Genomic DNA, 24,271 nt, shown 5'->3' with positions numbered 1-24,271 from the left:
GAAGTGACAGTCCGGTGAATGAATCCTGAAATGCAGCCGCGTTGCGACAAGCCGTGACCGGATGTTTACGCGAGGTGATTCTTAAGTGGTACCGCAGCGTCCGCGATCGCCGCGGGGTCGGGGCTGCGGCCCGCGTCGAGCAGCTTGCGGCTCATCATGTGATCGACCGGCGCGTTCACCGATTCCACGCACGCGAGTTGCCCGTCGACGTAGTGGAACAGCGAGAAGGCGTCGGGCTTCGGTCCCGCGCGGCGCACCGTGACATGGCCCGCCGTGCCCTCGGCCGGCACCAGGCCCACCATCTGCAGCCGCATGCCGCCCTGGTCGGACCAGAACCATGGCACCACGTCGTGCGCGCGCGCCGTGCCCAGCAGCGTCGCAACCGCGGTGCGCGCCTGGTCGTTGGCGTTTTGCACCGACTCGAGCCGCAGCGCGCGGCCCGCGCGCCGGTCGGGGAAGCGCGTGCAGTCGCCGACCGCGAGCACGCCGGCCGCACTGGTCTGCATGTGCTCGTCGACCACGATGCCGTCGGCGCATTCGATGCCCGCGGCCTGCGCGAGCGCGGTCTCGGGCACCGCGCCGATGCCCAGCAGCAGCAGGTCGACCGGCTGTTGCGCGCCGTTCACGCGCAGCGACACCAGCCGGTCGCCCTCGACCTCGAAGCCGTCGGCGGTCGCGCCCAGCACGATGTCGATGCCGGCGGCGCGGTGCGTGGCCAGCACGTGCGCCGAGAGCTCAGGCGAGACCGCGCGGCCCAGCAGGCGCGGCGCGCGTCTCGATCACCTGCACCTCCTTGCCGAGCGCCTTGGCGGTGGCCGCGACCTCGAGGCCGATGAAGCCGCCGCCGAGCACCGTGACGCGCTGCGCCTCGGCCAGCCGCGCGCGCAGGCGATGCGCCTCGTCGGCCGCGCGCAGGCTCGCGACATTGACCAACTCGTGCGAGAGCGCGGCGATCCGGCGCGCGCGCGTGCCGGTGGCCAGCACCAGCGATTCCCACGGCAGCACCGCGCCCGAACGCAGGGTGACGTTGCGCGCCTCGCGGTCGATGGCCACGGCGGCATCGCCCAGGTGCAGCGTGATGCCGGCCTCGCGGTACCAGTCGGCCGCCTTGTGCGGCTGCGTGGCTTCGTCGGCGCTCTTGAGGAAGGCCTTCGACAGCGGCGGACGGTGGTAGGGCTCGCAGGCCTCCTCGCAGACCAGGTGCACGCGCGCGCCCTGCCCCGCTTCGGCGAGGCCGGCGCACAACTGGGCCGCCGCGTGGCCGCCGCCGATGATGACGATGGAATTCATGAAGTGAGTCTTTCGAAGGTCGTTGTGCTCAGCCGGCGCGGTTGCGCATCCAGTCGGCGGTCTTGAAGAAGGAGTCGCGCAGCCGCGCGCGCAGGTCCTCGGGCACCTCGGTCTCGCCCATGGCCTGGTCCATGCAGGCCAGCCACTGGTCGCGTTCCTTGATGCCGATGCTGTGGCCGCCGATGCTCTGCGGCAGGTGGCGCGCGCGCAGCATCGGGTGGCCGAAGCGGTCGGTGTAGTAAGCGGGGCCGCCGAGCCAGCCGCAGAGGAACCAGAACAGCCGCTGGCGTGCGTTGTCGAGGTCGCTGCCGTGCACCGCGCGCAACTGCGCGTAGCCGGGCTCGAGGTCCATCAGGTCGTAGAAGCGCTCGACCAGCGCGCGCACTTTTTCCTCGCCGCCGATCCATTCGAAGGGCGTGTCGAAGGGCGGCTTGTCCTGGATCTGCATCGCTCAGCCCACCTGCACGAGGCCGGGGATCGGCACGTCGGGATTGGCATCGGCCGCGTAGTCCACGCCCTCGATGCCGAAGCCGAACAGGCGCAGGAACTCGGCCTTGTAGCCCGCGAAGTCGGTCAGCGCCTGCAGGTTCTCGCTCGTGACCTGCGGCCAGAGCTCGAGCACGCGCGCCTGCACCGCGGGCGCGAGTTCCTTGCGGTCGGCGCGCAGCCGGCCTTCCTCGTCGAGCGGCGGCGCGCTGCCGTAGAGGCCTTCGCGGAACAGGCCGTCGACCTGCTCGATGCAGCCCTCGTGCGTGCCCTCTTCCTTCATCACCTTGAACAGCAGCGAGAGGTACAGCGGCATCATCGGGATCGCCGAGCTGGCCTGCGTGACCACGGCCTTGAGCACCGCCACGCGCGCATCGCCGCCGCCATGGGCCGCGAGCTTCGCGCGGATCGCGGGCACGGTGCGGTCGAGGTCCTTCTTGGCCGCGCCGATCGAGCCGTTCCAGTAGATGTCCTGCGTGATCTTCTCGCCGAGGTAGGTGAAGGCCGTGGTCTTCGCGCCCTCGGCCAGCACGCCGGCTTCGTGCAGCGCGTCGATCCACAGCTGCCAGTCCTCGCCGCCCATCACGGCCACCGTGTTGTCGATCTCCTCCTGCGTTGCCGGCTCGAGCACGGTCTCCTTGACCGTGCCGCTGTCGGTGTCGATGCCGCGCAGGCTCACCGCCTGGCCGATGGGCTTGAGGGTGGAGTTGAAGACCTGGCCGGTCTTCGGATGGGTACGCCGCGGCGCCGCGAGGCTGTAGACCACGAGGTCGACCTGGCCCAGGTCCTGGCGGATGGTCTCGATCACCTGCTGCTTCACCGCATCGGAGAAGCCGTCGCCGTTGATGCTCTTCGCATAGCGGCCCTCGGCCGTGGCGAGGCGCTCGAAGGCGGCCGTGTTGTACCAGCCGGGCGTGCCGGTCCTGGTGGCACTGCCGGCGCGCTCGAAGAACACGCCCAGCGTGTCGGCGCCGCCGCCGAAGGCCGCGACGATGCGCGCCGCGAGGCCATAGCCGGTGGAGGCACCGATCACCAGCACCCGCTTCGGCGCGCCCGCGACCGGGCCCTGGGCCCGCACGTGCTCGATCTGTTGCCGGACATTGGCCTCGCAGCCGACGGGATGGGTCGTGACGCAGATGAAGCCACGCACGCGCGGTTGGATGATCATGGGGAGGAAGGCAGTCTGGGAAAGGAAAAGGACGGGTGGCGCGCGAGGCGCCGGGCACCGGTCTCTTGACGGGCGCGCGGGCGCGAATTTACCGCACGTTCATTCCCATGCGGCCATGTACATATATGGATTGACCATTTAATGAACCGAAGTTTTGTTGATATGGTGCCGCCCTTGCATTCACAGAAGGAGAAGAAACACATGCGCCTGAACATCCTCGCCGCGGCCCTCGCCGCCTCCGCCCTGCTCGCGGGCACCGTGGCCCACGCCGACCAGCTGGCCGACATCAAGAAGAAGGGCGAACTCGTGGTCGGCGTGCTCGGCACCGACGAGCCCGCCACCTTCATCGACCCCCAAGACGCGCCAGATCGTGGGCTACGAGGTCGACCTCGCCAACGCCATCGCCAAGAAGATCGGCGTGAAGACCACGCTCAAGCAGATCGCCGTGGCCGCGCGCATTCCCGAGCTGCAGCAGGGCCACGTCGACCTGGTCGCCGCCGGCCTCACGCACAACAAGGAACGCGAGGCGCAGATCGACTTCTCGCTGACCACCTTCGTGACCGGCCAGAAGGCGATCGTGAAGAAGGACAGCGGCATCGCCGAGGTATCGCAACTCGGCGGCAAGAAGGTGCTGACCATCCGCGGCGGCACCCAGGAACCCAACATCCGCAAGGCCGTGCCCACGGCCGAGGTCGTGACCTTCGACACCAGCCAGCAGGCCTTCCAGGCGCTGCAGCAGGGCAAGGGCGTGGGCTACGTCGACGACGAGGCCGCGCTGCTGCGCAGCTACGCCAAGCTCGGCCCGCAGAAGGCCCAGTACGTGGTGCTCAAGCAGAACCTCAGCACCGAGGCGCTGGCCATCGGCATCAAGAAGGGCGAGAGCGGCCTGAAGGCGGTGGTGGACGACACGCTGCGCGAGCTCGAGAAGTCGGGCGAGGCCGAGAAGATCTTCGTGAAGTGGTACGGCCCGAACACCGCCTCGGGCTTCCAGACCCGCGACTTCAAGTTCGAGAGCGACAAGATCGACTGATCTCCCAGATCGGGATCGGGCCACCGGACGCAGAGGACGCGAAGGTTTCGCAAAGGACGCGAAAAAGAGAAAGAAAGTCTTCCAGGTTTTCTTTCGCGCTCTTCGCGTCACCTTCGCGTCCTCTGCGTCCGGCTGTCCGCATTCGGCAGCCGCCCCATTGCCCGCCACGCTCCCGGGTAGTGGGCGGACTCCTCTCGCGGCAGCGATACTGTCGCCCCCATGCCCCTGTTCGACTATTCCTTGCTGCTGACCGGCAGAGTACCACGACATGCTCGTCGCGGGCTTGTGGCTGTCGCTGCAGCTGCTCGCGGCCTCGCTGGTGTGCGCGCTGCCGATCGCGCTCGTGGTGGCCATGCTGCGGCTCTCGCCGCTGGCGCCGCTGCGCTGGCTCGGCTTCGCCTACGTGGAATCGATCCGCAACATCCCGCTGCTGGCCCACATGCTGTTCTGGTACTTCGGCGCGCCCGAGCTGCTGCCCGAAGGCGTGAAGCAATGGCTCTACGCGGGCCACATCGAGGCCTACAGCGCGATCGTCGCGCTGTCGCTCTACACGGCCGCCTTCATGGCCGAGGACATGCGCAGCGGCATCCGCTCGATCCCCGCGGTGCAGTTCGAGGCCGGCCGGGCACTGGGCTTCGGCTGGCTCGCGACGATGCGCCGCGTGGTGCTGCCGCAGGCGCTGCGCGTGACCGTGCCGCCCGCTGATCTCGCAGACCCTGAGCCTGTGGAAGAACACTTCGATCGCCACCGTGATCGGCGTGGCCGAACTCATGTACCAGGCCGGCCAGGTCGAGAGCGCGACCTTCCGCAGTTTCGAGTCCTTCGCCTTCGCGAGCGCGGCCTACCTCACGGTCTCGCTCGCCATCACGGCGCTCGCGACCTGGTACCACCACCGCTTCCCGGTGAGGACGCTGTGATGCGCACGGAGGCTTCGCGATGATCGAGCTGATCCAGGACTACTGGCTCTACTTCCTGATCGGCCAGTACCCCAACGGCCCGCTCGGCGGGCTGGTGCTGACCCTGCTGCTGGCCTCGTGCGGGCTGGTGCTCGCGCTGCCGCTGGGCATCGTGCTCGGCCTGGCGCGCGTGAGCCCGTGGCGCTGGCTGCGCTGGCCGGTCAGCGGCTTCGTGTTCGTGGTGCGCGGGCTGCCGCTCTTGATGGTGATCTTCTGGGCCTACTTCTTCCTGCCCAGCGTCACCGGCGTGAAGACCGACCAGTTCGCCACCATGCTGATCGCGCTGGTGGTGTTCGACGCCGCCTACCTGGCCGAGATCGTGCGCGCCGGCATCCAGGGCCTGCCGCGCGGCCAGATGGAGACCGCGCGCGCGCTCGGCCTGAGCTGGAGCCGCGCGATGCGCCTGGTGGTGCTGCCGCAGGCGCTGCGCAGCATGCTGCCCTCGCTGGTGAACCAGTTCGTCTCGACCATCAAGGAGACCTCGCTGGGCTACATCATCGGCCTGGCCGAGGTCTCGTTCATCGCCACCCAGATCAACACCCAGGTGTTCACCAAGCCGGCCCAGGTCTTCGGCATCCTCGGGCTGACCTATTTCATCCTCTGCTTCGGCCTCTCGCGCTTCGCCTACTGGCTCGAGCGCCGCCTCGCGCGGCGCGGCCTGCCGGTGGTCGCGGTCACCGAGGGCCGGGCCGCCGCCCGCAAGGCTTCCGCATGATCGAACTCCAGAACGTCAACAAGTGGTACGGCAGCTACCACGCGCTCGTGGACGTGAGCGAAACCATCCACAAGGGCGAGGTGGTCGTGGTCTGCGGCCCCTCGGGCTCGGGCAAGTCCACGCTGATCCGCACCTTCAACCGGCTCGAGGCGATCCAGTCGGGCCGCATCCTGATCGAGGGCCGGGACATCCACGCGCCGGGCACCGACGTGAACGCCTTCCGCTCGCGCATCGGCTTCGTGTTCCAGCAGTTCAACCTGTTCCCGCACCTCACGGTGCTGCAGAACTGCACCATGGCGCCGATGCAGCTGCACGGCCTCTCGCGCGCGCAGGCCGAGGAACGCGCGATGGCGCTGCTCGCGCGCGTGGGCCTCGCGAACAAGGCCCGGGCCTGGCCCAGCGAGCTGTCGGGCGGCCAGCAGCAGCGCGTGGCGATCGCGCGCGCGCTCGCGATGCAGCCGCCGGTGATGCTGTTCGACGAACCCACGAGCGCGCTCGACCCCGAAATGGTCGGCGAGGTGCTGCTGGTGATGCGCGACCTGGTGCGCGACGGCATGACCATGGTCTGCGTGACGCACGAGATGGGCTTCGCGCGCGAGGTCGCCGACCGCGTGATCTTCATGGACGAGGGCAAGGTGCTCGAGCGCGCCACGCCCGACGACTTCTTCAACCGCCCGCAGCATCCGCGCGCGCAGCAGTTCCTGTCCGACATCCGCTCGCCCTTCGCACGCACCCCATGACGAACACCGCTTCCCTCCAGACCCTGCCCGTGATCGACGTCGCGCCGCTGGTGGCCGGCGACGCGCCGGGCCGCGAGGCCGTGGCCGCGCGCATCGGCGAGGCCTGCCGCGCGCACGGCTTCTTCTACGCGACGGGGCATGGCGTCGACCCGGCGCTGGTCGCGCGGCTCGAGGCCCTGAGCCACCGCTTCTTCGACCTGCCCGAGGCGACCAAGATGCAGTGGCGCATGGCGCTCGGCGGGCGCGCGTGGCGCGGCTACTTCCCGCTCGGCGGCGAACTGACCTCGGGCCGGCCCGACTGGAAGGAAGGGCTCTACCTCGGCACCGAGCTGCCGGCCACGCATCCACTGGTGCAGGCGAAAACGCCGGTGCACGGGCCGAATCTCTTTCCCGACGCGCCGGGCCTCGAGGACTTCCGCGACACCATCCTCGGCTACATGGCGGCCGTGACGCAGCTCGGTCACCGGCTGATGGAAGGCATCGCGCTGAGCCTCGGCCTGCCGGCCGACTACTTCGCGGCGCGCTACACGGGCGATCCGCTGATCCTGTTCCGGCTCTTCGACTATCCCTCGCAGCCGGTGCCCGAGGGCCTGGACGTGCAATGGGGCGTGGGCGAGCACACCGACTACGGCCTCTTGACGATCCTGCACCAGGACAGCGTGGGCGGCCTCGCGGTGCACACACCCGCGGGCTGGATCGATGCGCCGCCGATCGCGGGCTCCTTCGTCTGCAACATCGGCGACATGCTCGACCGCATGACCGGCGGTCTCTACAAGTCGACGCCGCACCGCGTGAAGCGCAACACCTCGGGGCGCAACCGGCTGTCGTTCCCGCTGTTCTTCGATCCGAATTTCGAGGCGCGCGTGCAGCGCATCGAGGGCCTCGCGGGCGCGGTGGCCGTGGACGACAGCGCCGAGCGCTGGGACCGCGCCAACGTGCATGCCTTCAGCGGCCGCTACGGCGACTACCTGCTGGCGAAGGTGTCGAAGGTGTTCCCGCAGCTGCGCGACGAAGTGCTCTGAGGCGCGCTCGCCGGGAGGTCGAGGAACTCGTCCTCCCAGCGTCCGACATCCGCGCCGGGGTCGGAGATCGGCACCAGCTTGTCGCTGCGGCAGTAGAAGGTCCAGCCCTCGAACAGCACGTCGTAGTAGGTGCCGGGCAGGTAGCGCTCGCTCGGTGCTTCATAGGGCGCCGAGACCACCTCGACGATGCGGCCGACCGCGCGCTCGGTCATCGGCGACGCGAGGCAGCTGTCGAGTACATGGCACAGGGTGCCGATCCTGATCACGGTCGCACCATCTCGCCGGGAAACCAGCGCGGCAGGTGCGCGTTCGCGTCGTGCAGCGACTCGAGCACGTGGAAGGCCTGCTCGACGATCGCCGCGGGCGGGTGCTTGAGGTCCGGCACGATCACCACCCGCAGGCCCGCGGCCAGCGCCGCCTTGGCGCCGTTCTCGCTGTCCTCGAAGGCGATGCACTGCGTCGGGTCCACGCCCAGGCGCGAGGCCGCGAGCAGGTAGAGCGCCGGATCGGGCTTGGCGCGCGGCACCTCGTCGCCGCCCGCGAAGGCCTCGAAGTGATGCAGCACCCCGAGGCTGCCGAGGCAGGCCTGGATCTGCCCGCTGGTGGAGGACGAGGCCACGGCGCAGCGCGTGCCGCGCGCGCGCAGGGCGCCCAGGAACTCCGCCGCGCCGGGCTTGATGGGGAACAGCGGCGTGCCGTCGGAGCGCTCGAGCGCCAGCGCCTGGCGCACGTGCTCGAGCGCATGGCGGAAGGCCGCCTGGCCGCCGAGCAGGCCCGAGAGGATGATCTCGGACTCGGCGGTGGCCAGGCCCACCACCTGCAGGTACTGGGCGTGGCTGAGCTCGACGTCGAGCGTGCGGGCGGCCGCCATCCAGGCGGCCATGATGGGCCGCTCGGAGTCGATCAGCAGCCCGTCCATGTCGAAGATTGCGGCGGAGAACATCGCCACGATCCTACCCTCGAGCCCCGCCCCGAATGGCGAAGGGGCCGCAAGGGCCCCTTCTCGTGCAATGGATGCGACGGCGCGCGCTCAGTCGCGCACCAGCGCCCGGTTCAGGCCCAGTGCCGCCAGCGTTCCGGCCGCGCCCGACAGCAGGTACACGCTCACGTAGGCCAGCCCGAAGTGCGCCGACAGCCCCAGCGCGACCAGCGGCGCGAAGGCGGCGCCGATCAGCCAGGCCAGGTCGGTGGTCAGCGCGGCGCCGGTGTAGCGGTACTTGGCCTCGAAGTTGCCGGTCACGGCACCGGCCGCCTGGCCGTACGACAGGCCCAGCAGGATGAAGCCCAGCAGGATGAACACGTCCTGGCCGATCCTGCCGCCGTCGAGCAGCGTGGGCGCGAAGCCGCTGAACACCGCGATCAGGCCCGCGAGGCCGCCCAGCGTGGAGCGGCGGCCGATGCGGTCGGCGATCAGGCCCGAGGCCACGATGCCGCCGGCGCCGAGCACGGCACCGATCATCTGGATCACCAGGAACTCGGTGATGGCCTGGTTCGAGTACAGCGTGATCCACGACAGCGGGAACACGGTGATCAGGTGGAACAGCGCATAGCTGGCCAGCGCGGCGAAGGCGCCGATCAGCAGGTTCGAGCCCTGCGAGCGCACCAGCTCGACCACGCTGGTGGGCTGCAGCTCGCGCTCCTCGAGCAGGCGCGCGTACTCGTCGGCCGCCACCAGGCGCAGGCGCGCGAACAGCGCCACCACGTTGATCGCGAAGGCCACGTAGAAGGTGTAGCGCCAGCCCCAGTCGAGGAAGTCCTCGAGCGTCAGGCTCGAATAGAGGTACGCGAACAGCGCGCTGGCCACGAAGAAGCCGATCGGCGCGCCGAGCTGGCCCAGCATGGCGTACCAGCCGCGGCGGTTGGCCGGGGCGTTGAGCGCGAGCAGCGAGGGCAGGCCGTCCCACGAGCCGCCGAAGGCCAGGCCCTGGCCGAAACGGAAGATCGACAGCAGCACGATCGAGGTGAAGCCCAGGCTCGCGTAGCCCGGCAGGAAGGCGATGCCGGCGGTCGAGGTGCCGAGCACGAACAGCGCGAGCGTGAGCTTGGTCTCGCGGCCGAAACGTCGCTGGATCTCCATCGAGATGACAGTTCCGAACGGCCGTGCGATGAAGGCGAAAGAAAAGACCACGAAGGCCCAGAGGGTTCCCTCGAGCCGCTGCTCGAACGGGAAGAAGACCGCCGGGAACACCAGCACCGAAGCGATGCCGTAGACGAAGAAGTCGAAATATTCCGAGGCGCGGCCGATGACCACGCCGACGGCGATCTCGCCCGGGTCGATGCGCGAGTGGTCGTCGTCCGGGGCGGCGGCGTCGGACGTGTGCGGCATGGGCGATGCGCCTTGCGGGCTGATGCTGGACGTCGTCATTGGGTTATGTAATTCGGTTGTCACGAAGCGTGACAAAGGTAGGCCATGAAACAGGTGCCAAGCGTCTCACCGAACGGCGATTCCCGCCATAGGACAAAACGTCCAATAGCCTGCGAGAACCTTTGGTCGTAGATTGTGGGGTCTTTCGCGCGGCCCTGGCCACCCTTCCGCCCTTCCGTCTCTCGGCATGCCCATCCTCCACACCCTTCGCCGATGGCTCCTGCTGTTGCCCCTCGCCTTCCTGGCGGGCTGCAACACGGTGCTCATGAATCCCTCCGGCGACATCGCCAACCAGCAAGGACGGCTGATCGTCGTCTCGACCGTGCTGATGCTGATCATCATCATCCCGGTGATCGCGCTGACGGTCTTCTTCGCCTGGCGCTACCGCGCCTCGAACAAGGAAGCCATCTACAAGCCGAACTGGGACCACTCGACCCAGCTCGAGCTCGCGATCTGGGCCGCGCCGCTTTTGATCATCATCGCGCTGGGCGCGATCACCTGGATCAGCACCCACACGCTCGACCCCTACCGCCCGCTCAGCCGCATCGACGCGCAGCGCCCGGTCACGGCCGACATCAAGCCGCTGACCGTGGAAGTGGTGGCGCTCGACTGGAAGTGGCTGTTCATCTACCCCGAGCAGGGCTTCGCCACGGTGAACGAACTCGCGGCCCCGGTGGACCGCCCGATCACCTTCAAGATCACCGCCTCGTCGGTGATGAACTCCTTCTTCATCCCCGCGCTGGCCGGCCAGATCTACGCCATGCCCGGCATGGAGACCAAGCTGCACGCAGTCATCAACGCGCCCGGCGAGTTCGACGGCTTCTCGGCCAACTACAGCGGCGCCGGCTTCTCGGGCATGCGCTTCAAGTTCCACGGCCTGAGCGACGCCGACTTCGACCAGTGGGTGCAGAAGGTCAAGTCCAGCCCCGAAGGCGAACTCAGCCGCGAGCGCTACCAGAAGCTCGAGGTGCCGAGCGAGCGTGAGCCCGCGAAGCATTTCGCGAGCGTGTCGCCCGACCTCTACGGCGCCATCCTCAACCGCTGCGTCGACCGCAGCAAGATGTGCATGAGCCAGATGATGGCGATCGACGCCGACGGCGGCCTGGGCAAGCCCGGCGCCTACAACGTGGCGACCGCCAAGCCCTCGCAACCCGACGACATCAATTCGCCCAAGCGTGCGTACGGCAAGTACGTCACGGCGATGTGCACCACCGAAGAATGACGATGCTCCAGAACCTCGACCTGACGAAGCTCGTCTTCGGCCGCCTCACGTGGGAGGCGATCCCCTACCACGAACCGATCCTGCTGGTGACCTTCGCCGCCGTCGTGCTCGGCGGCGTCGCGCTGCTCGGCGCGATCACCTACTTCAAGCTGTGGAACACGCTGTGGCACGACTGGATCACCAGCATCGACCACAAGAAGATCGGCATCATGTACATCGTGCTGGGCCTGGTGATGCTGCTGCGCGGCTTCGCCGACGCGCTGATGATGCGCGCCCAGCAGGCGGTGGCCTTCGGCGACAACGCGGGCTTCCTGCCGCCGCACCACTACGACCAGATCTTCACGGCCCACGGCGTGATCATGATCTTCTTCGTGGCGATGCCTCTGGTCACGGGCCTGATGAACTTCGTGGTGCCGCTGCAGATCGGCGCGCGCGACGTGGCCTTCCCGTTCCTGAACAACTTCAGCTTCTGGATGACCACCTTCGGCGCCGGCCTCGTGATGGCCTCGCTGTTCGTCGGCGAGTTCGCCAAGACCGGCTGGCTGGCCTATCCGCCGCTGTCGGGCATCCTCTTCAGCCCCGACGTGGGGGTCGACTACTACATCTGGTCGTTGCAGATCGCGGGGGTGGGCACATTGCTCTCGGGCGTGAACCTGCTGGCGACCATCGTGAAGATGCGCGCGCCCGGCATGACCATGATGAAGATGCCCGTCTTCACCTGGACCGCGCTGTGCACCAACGTGCTGATCGTCGCCGCCTTCCCGGTGCTGACCGCCGTGCTGGCCCTGCTGTCGCTCGACCGCTACGTCGGCACCAACTTCTTCACGAACGACCTCGGCGGCAACGCCATGATGTACGTGAACCTGATCTGGATCTGGGGCCACCCCGAGGTCTACATCCTGATCCTGCCGGCCTTCGGCATCTTCTCGGAGGTGGTCTCCACCTTCTCGGGCAAGCGCCTGTTCGGCTACGCCTCGATGGTCTACGCCACGGTCGTGATCACGATCCTGTCGTACCTGGTGTGGCTGCACCACTTCTTCACCATGGGCTCGGGCGCCAGCGTGAACTCCTTCTTCGGGATCACGACGATGATCATCTCGATCCCGACCGGGGCGAAGATCTTCAACTGGCTCTTCACCATGTACCGCGGCCGCATCCGCTTCGAGCTGCCGATGATGTGGACCATCGGCTTCATGATCACCTTCGTGATCGGCGGCATGACCGGCGTGCTGCTGGCCGTGCCCCCGGCCGACTTCGTGCTGCACAACAGCCTGTTCCTGATCGCCCACTTCCACAACGTGATCATCGGCGGCGTGCTGTTCGGCATGCTGGCGGGCATCACCTACTGGTTCCCGAAGGCCTTCGGCTACAAGCTCGACCCGTTCTGGGGCAAGTGCTCGTTCTGGTTCTGGATCGTCGGCTTCTGGTTCGCCTTCATGCCGCTGTACATCCTGGGCCTGATGGGCGTGACGCGCCGCATGAGCCACTTCCAGGACATGTCGCTGCAGATCTGGTTCCAGGTCGCCGCCTTCGGCGCCGTGCTGATCGCGCTGGGCATCGCCTCGTTCCTGATCCAGATCGTGGTGAGCTACATCCGCCGCGATTCGCTGCGCGACACCACGGGCGACCCGTGGGACGGCCGCACGCTCGAGTGGTCGACCTCGTCGCCGCCGCCGGCCTACAACTTCGCGTTCACGCCGCGCATCCATGACAACGACGCCTGGTCCGACATGAAGGCACGCGGCTACCAGCGTCCGCTGGAAGGCTTCAGCCCGATCCACATGCCCAAGAACACGGCCGCCGGCTTCATCATCGCGGCGCTGAGCGCGGTGTTCGGCTTCGCCATGATCTGGCAGATGTGGCTGGTGGCCGGCCTGGGCTTCTTCGTGATGCTCGTGGCCATCATCGTCCACACCTTCAACTACAAGCGCGACTACCACATCCCCGCGGACGAAGTCGTCCGCACCGAAGACGCTCGCACGCGCCTCCTGGCCGCCCATGTCTAACAGTACCGCCCTCACCTCCAGCCCCGCCGGCACCCACACCGTGGGCAACGCGCCGAGCGTGCCGACCTTCGAGCTGTTCAACGTCCGCAACGAGGACCACCACCCGGAGAACGGCACCCTGCTCGGGTTCTGGCTCTACCTGATGAGCGACTGCCTCATCTTCGCCTGCCTGTTCGCGGTGTACGGCGTGCTGGGCCGCAGCTACGCGGCCGGCCCCTCGGGCGCCGACCTCTTCGACCTGCCGCTGGTGGCGATCAACACCTCGCTGCTGCTGCTGTCGTCGATCACCTACGGCTTCGCGATGCTCGAGATGCAGAAGCGGCGCATGGGCGGCACGCTGGTGTGGCTGGCCATCACCGGCCTGCTGGGCGCGGGCTTCATCGGCCTGGAGCTCTACGAATTCGCGCACCTGCTGCACGAAGGCGCGGGCCCGCAGCGCAGCGCCTTCCTGTCCTCGTTCTTCGCGCTGGTCGGCACCCACGGCCTGCACGTCACCTTCGGCATCGTCTGGCTGGTCGTGTTGCTGTTCCAGCTGCCCAAGCACGGCTTCACCGCCGCCAACCGCCGCCGCCTGATGTGCCTGTCGATGTTCTGGCACTTCCTGGACGTCGTCTGGATCGGCGTCTTCACCTTCGTGTACCTGATGGGATCCATGGCATGAGCGCAGCACCCCACGACACCCATGGCCACGGCCATGACGACCACGGCCACGGCGAGCACCACGACGACGGCCCGGTGAGCCACAGCACCTTCAAGGGCTACATGACCGGCTTCGTGCTGGCCGTGGTCCTCACCGCCATTCCGTTCTGGCTCGTGATGGGCAAGGTGCTCGACAGCAAGAGCACGACCGCGCTGATCATCCTCGGCTTCGCCGTGGTGCAGATCGTGGTGCACATGGTGTACTTCCTGCACATGGACACCAAGTCCGAAGGCGGCTGGAACATGCTGGCGCTGATCTTCACGCTGGTGCTCGTGGTCATCACGCTGGCCGGTTCGCTGTGGGTCATGTACCACATGAACACCAACATGATGCCGCCGTCGATGCACGACATGAAGAACATGCCTTGAGCGCGCCGGCCACCGACCGCACGCCCACCGGCCGCCAGCGCTCCGCGGTCGGGCTCGTGGTGCTGGCGGTCCTCGGGGCCGTGCTGTTCGCCGCTTTCTTCGCGCTCGGCACCTGGCAGGTCAAGCGCCGGGCCTGGAAGCTGGCCCTGATCGAGCGCGTCGAGCAGCGCGTGCACGCCGTGCCGGTCGCGCCCCCGGCGCGCGCCGACTGGCCGCGCGTCAATGCCGCCGACGACGAGTACCGCCACGTGCGGCTCTCGGGCACCTTCCTCCACGAGAAAGAGACGCTGGTGCAGGCCAGCACCAACCTCGGCGCCGGCTTCTGGGTGCTGACGCCGCTGCAGACCGCGCGCGGCGTGGTGATGGTCAACCGCGGCTTCGTGCCGCCCGAGGCGCGCGAGCGCGCCGTGCGCACCGCGCCCGAACCGATGGGCGAGACCCAGGTGACGGGCCTGCTGCGCATCAGCGAACCGCGCGGCGGCTTCCTGCGCAGCAACGACCCGGCCGGCGGGCGCTGGTACTCGCGCGACGTGGCGGCGATCGCCGCGGCGCACGGCATCGCGGCCGACGCGGTGGCGCCCTACTTCATCGACGCCGAGGCCGAGCCCGGCATTCCGCGCGCGCTCGACGGCGCGCCCGCCTGGCCCGCGCCCGGCCTCACCGTCATCGCCTTCCACAACAGCCACCTGGTGTACGCGCTCACCTGGTACGGGCTGGCGCTGATGGTCGCCGCGGGCGCGGTCTTCGTCTGGCGCGACGAGCGCCGGCGCCGCGGCAGCGACAATGCGCGCCATGCCGACGGACCGCCCCACGCCGCCCCCGCACCCCATACCGATGCCGACCGCGGCTGACGCGGTCGCGGTCGCCGGCGCGCTGCAGGCCCCGCGCGCGGGCGTGGCCAGCCTGGACAACGCGACCGGCCACAAGAACATGCAGCAGCTGATCCAGCTGCGCTGGTTCGCCGTGGTGGGCCAGGTGGTGACGATCCTGGTGGTGCACTACGGCTACCGCATTCACCTGCCGCTCAACCAGATGCTGCAGGCGCTGACCTGCCTGGCGCTGTTCAACCTCGCGAGCCTGCTGCGCTGGCGCACCCACCGGCGCGTGACCAACGGCGAGTTGATGCTCGCGCTGCTGGTCGACGTGGCGATCCTGACCTCGCTGCTCTACCTGAGCGGCGGCGCCAGCAACCCCTTCGTCTTCCTCTACCTGCTGCAGGTGATCCTGGGCGCGGTGCTGCTCAAGCCCTGGTCGACCTGGACCGTGGTGGGCGTCACCACCCTGTGCTTCGCGGGGCTGGCCCTGTTCTCGCGCCCGCTCTCGCTGCCGCCCGACCACGACCGCGGCCTCTGGAGCCCCTACATCCAGGGCACGCTGGTGTGCTTCGCGCTCAACGCGGCGCTGCTGGTGGTGTTCATCACGCGCATCAACGGCAACCTGCGCGAGCGCGACGCCAAGCTCGCGGGCCTGCGCCAGCGCGCCGCCGAGGAGGAGCACATCGTGCGCATGGGCCTGCTCGCCTCGGGCGCGGCGCACGAGCTCGGCACGCCGCTGGCCACGCTGGCGGTGATCCTCGGCGACTGGCGCCGGCTGCCGCACTTCAGCTCCGACCCCGAGCTGCTGCAGGAGGTCAGCGAGATGGAGATCCAGATCCAGCGCTGCAAGTCGATCGTCAGCGGCATCCTGCTGTCGGCCGGCGAGGCGCGCGGCGAGTCGTCGGAGGAGACCACGGTCAGCACCTTCCTCGACGACCTGGTCGAGGAGTGGCGCACCACGCGGCCGGTCGGCAGCTTCGTCTACGACAACCGCTTCGGCCGCGACCTGCCCATGGTCTCCGACTCGGCGCTCAAGCAGATGATCTGCAACGTGCTCGACAATGCGCTCGAAGCCTCGCCGCACTGGGTGCGGCTCGAGGTGGCGCACGACGGCGACGACCTGCAGCTGGTCGTGACCGATGCCGGCCCGGGCTTCGCGCCCGCGATGCTGGCGCAGTTCGGCAAGCCCTACCAGTCGAGCAAGGGCCGCCCCGGTGGCGGCCTGGGCCTGTTCCTGGTGGTCAACGTGGCGCGCACCGTGGGCGGCCGCGTGGCCGCGCGCAACCGGCCCGAGGGCGGCGCCGCGGTCACGCTCTCGCTGCCGCTCGCGGCCATCGTGCTGGAAGAAGAGGACGACGAGGAAGAGAACATCGGGATGCATGGCCATGACGGAATCCCCCACTGACACCGGCGCCGCGGCCGAGGCCGAACGCCAGCTGCTGATCGTCGAGGACGACGCGGCCTTCGCGCGCACGCTGGGCCGCTCGTTCGAGCGCCGCGGCTACACCGTGCTGCACGCGAGCAACCTCGAGGACGTGGAAGACCTGCTGCGCCACCATGCGCCGGGCTACGCGGTGGTCGACCTCAAGCTCAACGGCGAGGCCTCGGGCCTGGCCTGCGTGCAGACGCTGCACCGGCACGACGCCAAGACGCTGATCGTGGTGCTGACCGGCTTCGCGAGCATCGCCACCGCGGTCGAGGCGATCAAGCTCGGCGCCTGCCACTACCTGGCCAAGCCCTCGAACACCGACGACATCGAGGCCGCCTTCGGCCGCGCGGTCGGCACCACCGAGGTCGAGCTGACCAACCGCTCGACCTCGATCAAGACCCTCGAATGGGAACGCATCCACGAGACCCTGGCCGAGACCGGCTTCAACATCTCCGAGACCGCGCGCCGGCTCGGCATGCACCGGCGAACGCTCGCGCGCAAGCTGGGCAAGCAGCAGGTCAAGTAGCGGCTGCAGCGGCTGCAGCGGCTGCAGCGGCGCGACATCGAGGAACCCACGGCAAGCACCGACACTCTTTTTTCGGATGACCATGCACCCGACACCGACGCCCGCTCCCCTCGCCGCCCCGGCCCGCCGCGCCGCCCCGGTGGTGCGCGACCAGACCACGCTGGAAGAGATCTTCAACGCGCTGAGCCACGGTCTCGGGCTGCTGCTGGCGATCGCCTCGCTGCCGATCCTGGTCTACAGCGCGGCGCAGAAGGGCACCGCGGCCGGCATCGTCGGCGCCAGCCTGTTCGCCGGCACCGCGATCGTGCTGTACCTGATCTCCACGCTCTACCACGCGCTGCCGATGGGCCGCGCCAAGGCCTGGTTCAACCGCTTCGACCATGCCGCGATCTACCTCTTCATCGCGGGCAGCTACATGCCCTTCGTGCTCGGCGTGCTGCGCGGCCCCTGGGGCTGGACGCTGTTCGGCGCGATCTGGGCCGCGGCGGCGCTGGGCGTGGGCGCCAAGCTGTTCGACCGGCTCAAGCATCCGCTGTGGTCCACCGGCCTCTACGTGGCGATGGGCTGGATGGCGCTGATGGCGGCGGTGCCGCTGGTGGAGCGCATGTCGGGCGCGGGCCTGGGCTGGCTGGTGGCCGGCGGGCTGTTCTACACCGCGGGCGCGGTGGTCTTCCTGTTCGATTCCAAGGTGCGCTTCGCCCACTTCGTCTGGCACCTGTTCGTGCTCGCGGGCAGCACCTGCCACTTCTTCGCCGTGCTCTGGCACGCGCACGGCTGAGTCGGCAATCCAGCCTCGGCTTCAGTAGTGCGGCGGCAGCTCGTCGCGCAGGTTGCGCGGCGCGCCGCCCTGCCCCGCGGCCTGCACCTGCTCGCGCAGCTGCCCCAGCTGGGCCAGCAGGCCGTCGATCTGCTGCTGCTGGCGGTAGATCGTGAGGTTGAGCTGCTCGAGCAGATCCTCGGCATAGCTGGCCTTGATCTCGAGCGCGTCGAGCCGCTCGGTGACGTCGTGGGGCGAATGTTCCATGGCGCTATTGGACAGGAAGACCGGCCGTGGTTTCGTGACGATTGCATGCGGCCGGCCCGGGCCTGCCGCATGGCTCAGCGCCGCACCTTCGCCTCGAGCAGGTCGGCCATGCCGATGCGGTGCGCGAACTCGATGCGCACGCGCTCCGACACCTCGAACACCTCGGCCGCGCCGTCGTTCACGAAGTCGATCACCGGCCGCATCGGCCGCTGGCCCGCGGGCAGCCCCACGATGCGCACGATCTCGTCGGCCACCGCCTGCGGATCGGCATGGTCGGGCGTCAGCGCAGAGAGCTTCGCGCCGATCTGGTCCATCAGCCCGTCGTAGCGGCCATAGGCCGCGGCCGTGGCCGCGTCGGCCGGCTTGCCCGCGCTCGGGAAGTGGTCGGTGCCGCGCGTGAACGCGCCCGGCACCACGATCGAGGTCTCGATGCCGAAGCGCGCGATCTCGTAGGCCAGGGTCACGGCGAGCGAATCCATCGCCGCCTTGGCCGCGCCGTAGGGGCCCATGAACGGCGGGAAACCGCCCTTGGTGGTGGTGCTGCTGATCCACAGCATCAGGCCCGACTCCTGCCGCCGCAGGTAGGGCAGCACCGCGCGGTTGACGCGCTGCGCGCCGAGCACGTTGGTGTCGAACACCTTCACGATCTCCTCGGGCGTGAAGGCCTCGGTCGGGCCGACCACCAGGTGACCGGCGTTCTGCATCACCACGTCGAGCTGGCCCTGCTCGCGCACGATCGTCGCGGCGGCGGCATCGGCCGAGTCCTGCGACAGCACGTCGAGTTCGAGCGGATGCAGCTCGAGCCCCCTGGCCGCCGCCAGCGCGCGCAGTTCGGCCGCGCGCGGCGCGTTGCGTCCCGCGATGTCGCGCATCGAGGCGTAGACGATGTGGCCCGCCTCGGCGAGCGACTGGGCGCTGAGCTTGCCGATGCCGGTGCCGGCGCCCGTGACGAGGATGATCTGCTTGTTCATGAGGGTTCTCCGTCGATAAATGGAAGGGATCAGGCGAGGCCGCCGTTGGCGCGCAGGATCTGGCCGTTGACCCAGCCCGCGTCGGGACCGGCGAGGAACGAGACCACCGAGGCGATGTCCTCGGGCTGGCCCAGGCGCTGCAGCGGCGGCATCTTGGCGAAGGCCTGGACCTGCTCCTCGGTCTTGCCGTCGAGGAACAGCGAGGTGGCGATCGGGCCCGGCGCGACCGCGTTCACCGTCACGTTGCGGCCGCGCAGCTCCTTCGCGAACACGTGCGTGAAGGCCTCGACCGAGGCCTTGGTGGCGTTGTAGATCGCATAGCCGGGCATGTTCAGCGCCAGCGTGGTGCTCGAGAAGTTGACGATGCGGCCGCCGTCGGCGAGGCGCTTGGCCGCTTCGCGCAGCGTGTTGAAGGTGCCGCGCACGTTGATGTCGAAGACCTGGTCGTAGAGCGCGTCGTCGTGCTCGGCCAGCGGCACGGTCTTGAGGATGCCGGCGTTGTTGACCAGCACGTCGACACGGCCGAGCTGCTGCTCGACGGTGTCGAACATGCGGCGCACCTCGTCGGCGCTGGCGACGTCGGCGCGCACGGCGATGGCCCGGCCGCCCGCGGCCTGCAGCTGGGCGACCAGCGCCTCGGCCAGCGCCGGGCTCGAGGCGTAGTTGACGGCGACGGCGAAACCGTCGGCCGACAGGCGCTGCGCGATGGCGGCGCCGATGCCGCGCGATGCGCCGGTGACGATCGCGACCTTGGGGTTGGAAGAGGGGTTCATGGCGTGTTTCCTTGCGGTGGTGGGTGGGTGAGACGAATCTTCGATCGTTCCGCCCGAAAGATAATCACCGCTGAATCGCCATTACCATTCCATCTACTTCAACAATAGACCGACGGCATCGCGATGGACCGCTTCCAGGAAATGCAGGCCTTCGTGCGCATCGCCGAGCGCCAGAGCTTCACCCAGGCCTCGGAAGACCTTCGGATTCCGCGCGCCACCGTCACCAACCTGATCAAGCGCGTCGAGCAGCGCATCGGCACGCGGCTGCTCGAGCGCACCACGCGCACCGTGCGCCTCACGCAGGACGGCGAGGCCTACTACCGCCGCTGCGTGCGCCTGCTGGCCGACATGGAGGAAGCCGAGGGGCTGTTCCGCAACACGGCGCCCAAGGGGCTGCTGCGCGTCAACCTGCAGGGCACGCTGGCGCGGCATTTCGTGGTGCCGGCGCTGCCGGACTTCCTGGCGCGCCATCCCGAGCTGACGCTGCACATCGGCGAGGACGATCGGCTCATCGACCTGGTGCGCGAGGGCGTCGACTGCGTGCTGCGCGCGGGCACGCTGCAGGACTCCTCGATGGTCGGGCGCCGCATCGCGCTGCTGCCGCAGGTCACGGTGGCGAGCCCCGGCTACCTGGCGCTGCATGGCGAACCGGCGGAGCCCGCGGCGCTGGCCGCGCCCGGCTCGACGCACCGCGCGGTCGACTACCTCTCGAGCGCCACGGGCAAGCCGGTGCCGCTCGAATTCACCGTCGACGGCCGCGTGAGCACGCTGCAGTTGCCGGCCACCGTGTCGGTCACCGGCACCGACCTCTACACCGGTTCGGCCGTGGCGGGTCTCGGGCTGGTGCAGGTGCCGCGCTACCGCGTGGCCGCGGAGCTGGCCGACGGGCGGCTCCAGGTGGTGCTCGGTGGCTTCGCGCCGCCGCCGATGCCGGTGTCGGTGCTGTATTCGCAGCACCGGCAGCTGTCGGCGCGCGTGCGCGTGTTCACGCAGTGGCTGCGCGAGGTGTTCGAAGCGGCCGAACTGTGATCGGCGTGTGAAGCGCGCGTGCGCGCCCCTTCAACTTTTGCACGCTCGGCGCGGATTTGTGGCGCGCCACCGCGCGGGTTGACCGTTGTTTGCAGACCCGGCGCCGCGTGCGCCGCACACTGGCCCGACCGCTTCGCCCACCAAAGAAGTCGTCGATGCCGCCACGCACCCTGCGGGTCCATTCGCCCGCGATCCCTCTCGTTTCCGGCCGTCCCGCGCTCGAGCCCGTGCGCCTCACGGGGCAGGAAGGCATCAATGGCCTGTTCGACTACGAACTGCTGCTCGAGGCATCCGACGCAGCGGACCTCGACCTCGACGCCTTCATCGGGCGCGAACTCCACTGCGAGATCGCACTCGACGATGGCCAGGGCGGCAGCCGCGAGATCAACGCGCTGATCGCCGAGGCCGCCTGCCTCGGCGAGTCGCAGCGCCACGCGCGCTACCGGCTCGTGCTGCGCCCCTGGCTGCACCTCGCCACGCTGCGCAGCAACTGCCGCATCTTCCAGGACCTCGACGTGGAGCGCATCCTCGACCTGCTGCTCGAGCCCTATGGCTTTGCGATCGAGAAGCGCCTGTCGCAGCACTACCCGGTGCGCGACTACCAGACCCAGTTCAACGAGAGCGACTTCGCGTTCTTCAGCCGCCTGTGCGAGGAGTGGGGCATCAACTACCACTTCGCGCACGAGCGCGGCGCGCACCGCCTCGTGCTGTGCGACCACATGGGTGCCCACGCGCGCTTCGCGAGTCCGGCCTGCGCCGAGGTCGAATACCACGCGCCGGGCTCGAAGCTCGATGCCGAGTACCTGCACCGCTTCGTGCCCGAACACCGCCTGACGAGCGGCCGCTACGCCACCCGCGATCACGACTACCTGCGGCCGCACGCCGACCTCGGCGCCGGCCACCGCGACCCGCGCCCCACGGGCCAGGCCGATGGCGAGGTCTACCAGTGGCACGACGCCCGCGCCGGCAGCCACATCGCGCAGCCCGGCGCGGGCGCCGCGCCCGGCAACGATCCCTTCGGCGAAGGCCGGCTGCTCGCGCGGCTGCGCATGCAGGGGCTGCGCACGCAAGGCGCGCGCGCGCGGGCCAGCGGCAACCTGCGCGGCATGGTGCCCGGATGCAGCTTCGGCCTGCGCAAGCATCCGCGCGCGGCCGCGAACGCCGAGTACCTGGTGCTCCATGCGCGCTTCCTGCTCGAGGACACGGGCCACGAGAGCCAGCGCGACACAGCCGACCCGCAGCGCTGGCGCGCCGAGGTCGAGCTCGTCGCGCATCCGATGGCCGAAAACGCTGCGGCCCGTGCCCACGCAGCCCAAGCCGCGCGCCGGCGGTCCGCAGGTGGCCGTGGTGGTCGGCCCCGCGGGCGAGAACCTCTGGACCGATGCGCTGGGCCGCATCAAGGTGCAGTTCCCCTGGGACCGGCTCGGTGCCCATGACAGCCAAAGCAGCTGCTGGCTGCGCGTCTGCTCGCCGTGGGCCGGCAACCAGCTCGGCGCGATCCACGTGCCGCGCATCGGGCAGGAGGTGCTCGTCGACTTCATCGGCGACGACCCCGACCTGCCGATCTGCACCGGGCGCGTTCACAACGCACTGAACCTGCCGCCCTGGGCCCTGCCCGCGCAGCACGCGCTGAGCGGCTGGCGCAGCCGCGAGCTGGCACCGCGTGGTGGCAATGCCGCCGCGGGCCGCGGCAACCACCTGCTGATGGACGACAGCGAAGGCGAGATTCAGGCACAGCTGCGCAGCGACCACGGGCATTCGAGCCTGGGCCTGGGCTTTCTCACGCGCGTGGAAGACAACGCCGGGCGCAAGGAGGCGCGCGGCCAGGGCTTCGAGCTGCGTACCGACGCGCATGGCGTGCTGCGCGCACACGACGGTCTGCTCGTGAGCACCGAAGCGCGGCCCGATGCCGCGAAGCATGCCAAGCACATGGACGAGACGACGCGGCGGCTGACGCGGGCCAGCAGCCGGGTCGAGGCGCTGGCGCTGGCCGCGCGCCATGCCGACGCGCAGGACGGCGAGGACGACCAGGCCATCGTCGCGGCCGCGCTGCGGCAGCAGAACGACGCGCTGCGCGGCACGCGCGGCGACTTCCCGAACTCGACGCGCCGCATCTGGTGCTCGCGAGCCCCGCCGGCATCGCGTTCAGCGCCGACCAGGGGCTGCACGGCCACAGCGGGGCGCACACCCAGTTCAGCAGCGCCGGCCATGCCTCGATCGGCACCGGCCGACGGCTGCTGGCCAGCGTCGCCGAGGGCCTGCGCGTCTTCGCCAAGCGCCATGGCATCCGGGCCTTCGCCTCGGAAGGCGAAGTCCGTTTCGAGGCGCAGAGCGATGCCATCGAAACCACCGCATTGAAAAACATCGAGATCGTCAGCACCGAGGACACGGTCTACATCGTCGGCAAGAAGAAAGTCACGCTGGTGGGCGGCGCGAGCTTCAGCGAATGGCGCGAGGGCGGCATCCGCCATGGCACGCCCGGCAGCTGGATCGAGCACGCGGCCCTGCATGCGACGCCGGGACCGGACACGCGCCCGACCGCCGAGGCCGCCAGCGTCTGCGAGGCCTGCATGGCGCGCGCCCGCGCGCAGCGATCCGGCGTGGTGCCGCGCGAATGACGGCCATGGCATCGATCGAGGCGGCGCTGCTGCGGCGGCTGGCCGGCGACCTCCACCGTCTGCGGCAGGCGGCGCCCGCGGGCTCCACCGTGTACGCGCTCGCGGAAGCGGCGCTCTGCACGCCCGAAGGCGCGCTCGCGCGCTGGATCGCGCGCCACGGCCTCGAGGCCTGCGCCCTGCTCGACGGCACGCCCGAGGCGCGCTTCGCGAGCGACGGCCCCTGGCTCGTGGCATTGCCGGCGTGCATGCCCGACGCAGCCATCGACGAACTGGCGCGCCTCGCCGCGCTGCCGCAGGCCCTGCTGCTGCTCGGCAGCCCGCTGCCGATGCTGCGACTCGCCAACCATCTGCGCAGTTGGCTCGATGCCGCCATGGTCGATGCGGACGGCGGGCGCACCGATCTGCTGCTGCGCTGCTTCGATGCCTGCACCGGCATGGCGATGGTCGACCTCTGGCCCGCGGTGGAACGCCAGGCCTTCGTGGGCGCCTTCGACGGCTGGTGGGGCTGGAATGCCCGCTTCGGCCTCGAACACCGCGCGGGCGCCGCACGGCCGATGGCGGCGCCGCGCACCGAAGCGCTGGTGCTGGGCGAAGCGCTGCTCGAGCGCATCGACGCCCTCAACCGCGCCGAACGCCTGCTGCACCTGGTGCTCGACGAGGACGTTGCGGCCGGCGACCTCGATGGCGTTCCGTGCTGGCTGCACCGCGCCATCGCCAGGCGGGCGCTGGCGCATGTGCAAGCGCTGGGCCTGACGGGATGGCAGAACGAGCGCATCGCGGTGGCGCTGTGCCTGCGCGTGCATCCCGCGATCATCGAGCAGCCGTGGATGTGCGCGCTCGCGGCCGACGCCCGCGCGCAGAGCGGCGGCCTCCTGCGCGCCGTCGCAGGCATCGCGCCCGAGGTCCTCGAGGACGAACGCCGGCGCCATGCGGCGCGCGTGCTCGAGGACATGGCGCGCCAGATCGCGGGCCGCGCCTCCAGCCATCAACCCGCCGCTTCACCGCACTGAGCGCCCCC

Annotated in this window: 23 protein-coding genes and 4 pseudogenes; 18 read left to right on the top strand and 9 right to left on the bottom strand. The window is 69.5% G+C overall.

The window, feature by feature from the left end; genetic code table 11:
* Nucleotides 1–65: 65 nt before the first annotated feature.
* The 3 genes and pseudogenes from ACHMXE_RS18185 to fabV form a co-directional block, all read right to left on the bottom strand.
* Nucleotides 66–1,290 (bottom strand): annotated as a pseudogene (locus ACHMXE_RS18185) (NAD(P)/FAD-dependent oxidoreductase).
* 28 nt (nt 1,291–1,318) lie between these two features.
* Nucleotides 1,319–1,738: a group II truncated hemoglobin gene (locus ACHMXE_RS18180; RefSeq protein WP_203202549.1), complete on the bottom strand. Its 420-nt coding sequence runs from the start codon at nt 1,736–1,738 to the stop codon at nt 1,319–1,321.
* Nucleotides 1,739–1,741: 3 nt separating this feature from the next.
* Nucleotides 1,742–2,944: an enoyl-ACP reductase FabV gene (gene fabV, locus ACHMXE_RS18175; protein ID WP_208509389.1), complete on the bottom strand. Its 1,203-nt coding sequence runs from the start codon at nt 2,942–2,944 to the stop codon at nt 1,742–1,744.
* A 201-nt stretch (nt 2,945–3,145) separates the two neighbouring features.
* Between fabV and ACHMXE_RS18170 the strand changes: the two are divergent.
* The 5 genes and pseudogenes from ACHMXE_RS18170 to ACHMXE_RS18150 all read left to right on the top strand — a co-directional run bounded on the left by ACHMXE_RS18170 (nt 3,146) and on the right by ACHMXE_RS18150 (nt 7,407).
* Nucleotides 3,146–3,974: pseudogene (locus tag ACHMXE_RS18170) on the top strand (ABC transporter substrate-binding protein).
* Between the two features lie 219 nt (nt 3,975–4,193).
* Nucleotides 4,194–4,891, top strand: a pseudogene (locus tag ACHMXE_RS18165) (amino acid ABC transporter permease).
* A 19-nt stretch (nt 4,892–4,910) separates the two neighbouring features.
* Entirely contained in the window at nt 4,911–5,645 is a 735-nt protein-coding gene (locus ACHMXE_RS18160; RefSeq protein ID WP_093340827.1) for an amino acid ABC transporter permease, read from the top strand.
* Nucleotides 5,642–6,385 carry an amino acid ABC transporter ATP-binding protein gene (locus ACHMXE_RS18155; RefSeq protein ID WP_395350474.1) on the top strand — a complete coding sequence of 248 codons (744 nt, stop codon included), beginning with the start codon at nt 5,642–5,644 and terminating at the stop codon, nt 6,383–6,385. The genes ACHMXE_RS18160 and ACHMXE_RS18155 overlap by 4 nt, the downstream gene beginning before the upstream one ends.
* Entirely contained in the window at nt 6,382–7,407 is a 1,026-nt protein-coding gene (locus tag ACHMXE_RS18150; RefSeq protein WP_395350473.1) for an isopenicillin N synthase family dioxygenase, read from the top strand. The genes ACHMXE_RS18155 and ACHMXE_RS18150 overlap by 4 nt, the downstream gene beginning before the upstream one ends.
* Here the strand turns inward: ACHMXE_RS18150 and ACHMXE_RS18145 are convergent.
* From ACHMXE_RS18145 to ACHMXE_RS18135, 3 genes are all read right to left on the bottom strand, one after another.
* The gene (locus tag ACHMXE_RS18145; RefSeq protein ID WP_203202555.1) at nt 7,350–7,673 is read right to left on the bottom strand and encodes a hypothetical protein; all 324 of its coding nucleotides are present in this window, start codon (nt 7,671–7,673) and stop codon (nt 7,350–7,352) included. The genes ACHMXE_RS18150 and ACHMXE_RS18145 overlap by 58 nt on opposite strands.
* Complete coding sequence (locus ACHMXE_RS18140) at nt 7,670–8,350, bottom strand: HAD family phosphatase (RefSeq protein WP_093340835.1); 681 nt, start codon at nt 8,348–8,350, stop codon at nt 7,670–7,672. Before ACHMXE_RS18140 ends, ACHMXE_RS18145 begins: the two co-directional genes overlap by 4 nt.
* An 87-nt stretch (nt 8,351–8,437) precedes the next feature.
* Nucleotides 8,438–9,733, bottom strand: coding sequence for an MFS transporter (locus ACHMXE_RS18135; protein ID WP_395350470.1), 1,296 nt, complete (start codon nt 9,731–9,733; stop codon nt 8,438–8,440).
* A 226-nt stretch (nt 9,734–9,959) separates the two neighbouring features.
* Between ACHMXE_RS18135 and cyoA the strand changes: the two genes are divergently transcribed.
* From cyoA to ACHMXE_RS18095, 8 genes are all read left to right on the top strand, one after another.
* Nucleotides 9,960–10,994 carry a ubiquinol oxidase subunit II gene (gene cyoA, locus ACHMXE_RS18130; RefSeq protein WP_395350469.1) on the top strand — a complete coding sequence of 345 codons (1,035 nt, stop codon included), beginning with the start codon at nt 9,960–9,962 and terminating at the stop codon, nt 10,992–10,994.
* Nucleotides 10,995–10,996: 2 nt separating this feature from the next.
* Entirely contained in the window at nt 10,997–13,000 is a 2,004-nt protein-coding gene (gene cyoB / locus ACHMXE_RS18125) for a cytochrome o ubiquinol oxidase subunit I (protein WP_395350467.1), read from the top strand.
* Nucleotides 12,993–13,661, top strand: a complete 669-nt coding sequence (gene cyoC / locus ACHMXE_RS18120) for a cytochrome o ubiquinol oxidase subunit III (RefSeq protein WP_395350465.1) — start codon at nt 12,993–12,995, stop codon at nt 13,659–13,661. The genes cyoB and cyoC overlap by 8 nt, the downstream gene beginning before the upstream one ends.
* Nucleotides 13,658–14,068: a cytochrome o ubiquinol oxidase subunit IV gene (gene cyoD / locus ACHMXE_RS18115; RefSeq protein WP_395350464.1), complete on the top strand. Its 411-nt coding sequence runs from the start codon at nt 13,658–13,660 to the stop codon at nt 14,066–14,068. Before cyoC ends, cyoD begins: the two co-directional genes overlap by 4 nt.
* The gene (locus ACHMXE_RS18110) at nt 14,065–14,919 is read left to right on the top strand and encodes an SURF1 family protein (RefSeq protein WP_395350463.1); all 855 of its coding nucleotides are present in this window, start codon (nt 14,065–14,067) and stop codon (nt 14,917–14,919) included. Before cyoD ends, ACHMXE_RS18110 begins: the two co-directional genes overlap by 4 nt.
* The gene (locus ACHMXE_RS18105) at nt 14,903–16,288 is read left to right on the top strand and encodes an ATP-binding protein (protein ID WP_395350462.1); all 1,386 of its coding nucleotides are present in this window, start codon (nt 14,903–14,905) and stop codon (nt 16,286–16,288) included. Before ACHMXE_RS18110 ends, ACHMXE_RS18105 begins: the two co-directional genes overlap by 17 nt.
* Nucleotides 16,269–16,838, top strand: coding sequence for a response regulator transcription factor (locus ACHMXE_RS18100; RefSeq protein ID WP_209541679.1), 570 nt, complete (start codon nt 16,269–16,271; stop codon nt 16,836–16,838). Before ACHMXE_RS18105 ends, ACHMXE_RS18100 begins: the two co-directional genes overlap by 20 nt.
* 82 nt (nt 16,839–16,920) lie before the next feature.
* Nucleotides 16,921–17,616, top strand: a complete 696-nt coding sequence (locus tag ACHMXE_RS18095) for a hemolysin III family protein (RefSeq protein ID WP_281080873.1) — start codon at nt 16,921–16,923, stop codon at nt 17,614–17,616.
* A 21-nt stretch (nt 17,617–17,637) separates the two neighbouring features.
* Here the strand turns inward: ACHMXE_RS18095 and ACHMXE_RS18090 are convergent, their stop codons facing one another.
* The 3 genes from ACHMXE_RS18090 to ACHMXE_RS18080 all read right to left on the bottom strand — a co-directional run bounded on the left by ACHMXE_RS18090 (nt 17,638) and on the right by ACHMXE_RS18080 (nt 19,606).
* On the bottom strand, nt 17,638–17,862 hold the full coding sequence (locus ACHMXE_RS18090; RefSeq protein WP_093340848.1) for a SlyX family protein: 225 nt from the start codon (nt 17,860–17,862) through the stop codon (nt 17,638–17,640).
* 74 nt (nt 17,863–17,936) lie between these two features.
* Nucleotides 17,937–18,833 carry an SDR family NAD(P)-dependent oxidoreductase gene (locus ACHMXE_RS18085; protein WP_203202563.1) on the bottom strand — a complete coding sequence of 299 codons (897 nt, stop codon included), beginning with the start codon at nt 18,831–18,833 and terminating at the stop codon, nt 17,937–17,939.
* A gap of 29 nt (nt 18,834–18,862) precedes the next feature.
* A complete protein-coding gene (locus ACHMXE_RS18080; protein ID WP_395350461.1) occupies nt 18,863–19,606 on the bottom strand; it encodes an SDR family oxidoreductase in 744 nt (247 codons plus the stop codon).
* A 123-nt stretch (nt 19,607–19,729) separates the two neighbouring features.
* Between ACHMXE_RS18080 and ACHMXE_RS18075 the strand changes: the two genes are divergently transcribed.
* From ACHMXE_RS18075 to ACHMXE_RS18055, 5 genes and pseudogenes are all read left to right on the top strand, one after another.
* Nucleotides 19,730–20,635, top strand: a complete 906-nt coding sequence (locus ACHMXE_RS18075; protein WP_395350459.1) for a LysR substrate-binding domain-containing protein — start codon at nt 19,730–19,732, stop codon at nt 20,633–20,635.
* A 155-nt stretch (nt 20,636–20,790) separates the two neighbouring features.
* On the top strand, nt 20,791–22,071 hold the full coding sequence (locus tag ACHMXE_RS18070; protein ID WP_395350458.1) for a type VI secretion system Vgr family protein: 1,281 nt from the start codon (nt 20,791–20,793) through the stop codon (nt 22,069–22,071).
* Nucleotides 21,971–22,570 (top strand): annotated as a pseudogene (locus ACHMXE_RS18065) (type VI secretion system Vgr family protein); the annotation flags it as partial. The gene ACHMXE_RS18070 and the pseudogene ACHMXE_RS18065, both read left to right, overlap by 101 nt.
* Nucleotides 22,571–22,752: 182 nt before the next feature.
* Nucleotides 22,753–23,253 carry a DUF2345 domain-containing protein gene (locus ACHMXE_RS18060; RefSeq protein WP_395350456.1) on the top strand — a complete coding sequence of 167 codons (501 nt, stop codon included), beginning with the start codon at nt 22,753–22,755 and terminating at the stop codon, nt 23,251–23,253.
* A 5-nt stretch (nt 23,254–23,258) separates the two neighbouring features.
* On the top strand, nt 23,259–24,263 hold the full coding sequence (locus tag ACHMXE_RS18055; protein WP_395350454.1) for a DUF4123 domain-containing protein: 1,005 nt from the start codon (nt 23,259–23,261) through the stop codon (nt 24,261–24,263).
* The last annotated feature ends 8 nt before the right edge of the window (nt 24,264–24,271 follow it).

Source organism: Variovorax sp. UC122_21 (assembly GCF_044056785.1).
In the GTDB taxonomy this organism is placed as follows: domain Bacteria; phylum Pseudomonadota; class Gammaproteobacteria; order Burkholderiales; family Burkholderiaceae_C; genus Variovorax.
The sequence above is the reverse complement of the archived record's forward strand: the minus strand, read 5'-3'. Positions and strand labels throughout refer to the sequence as shown.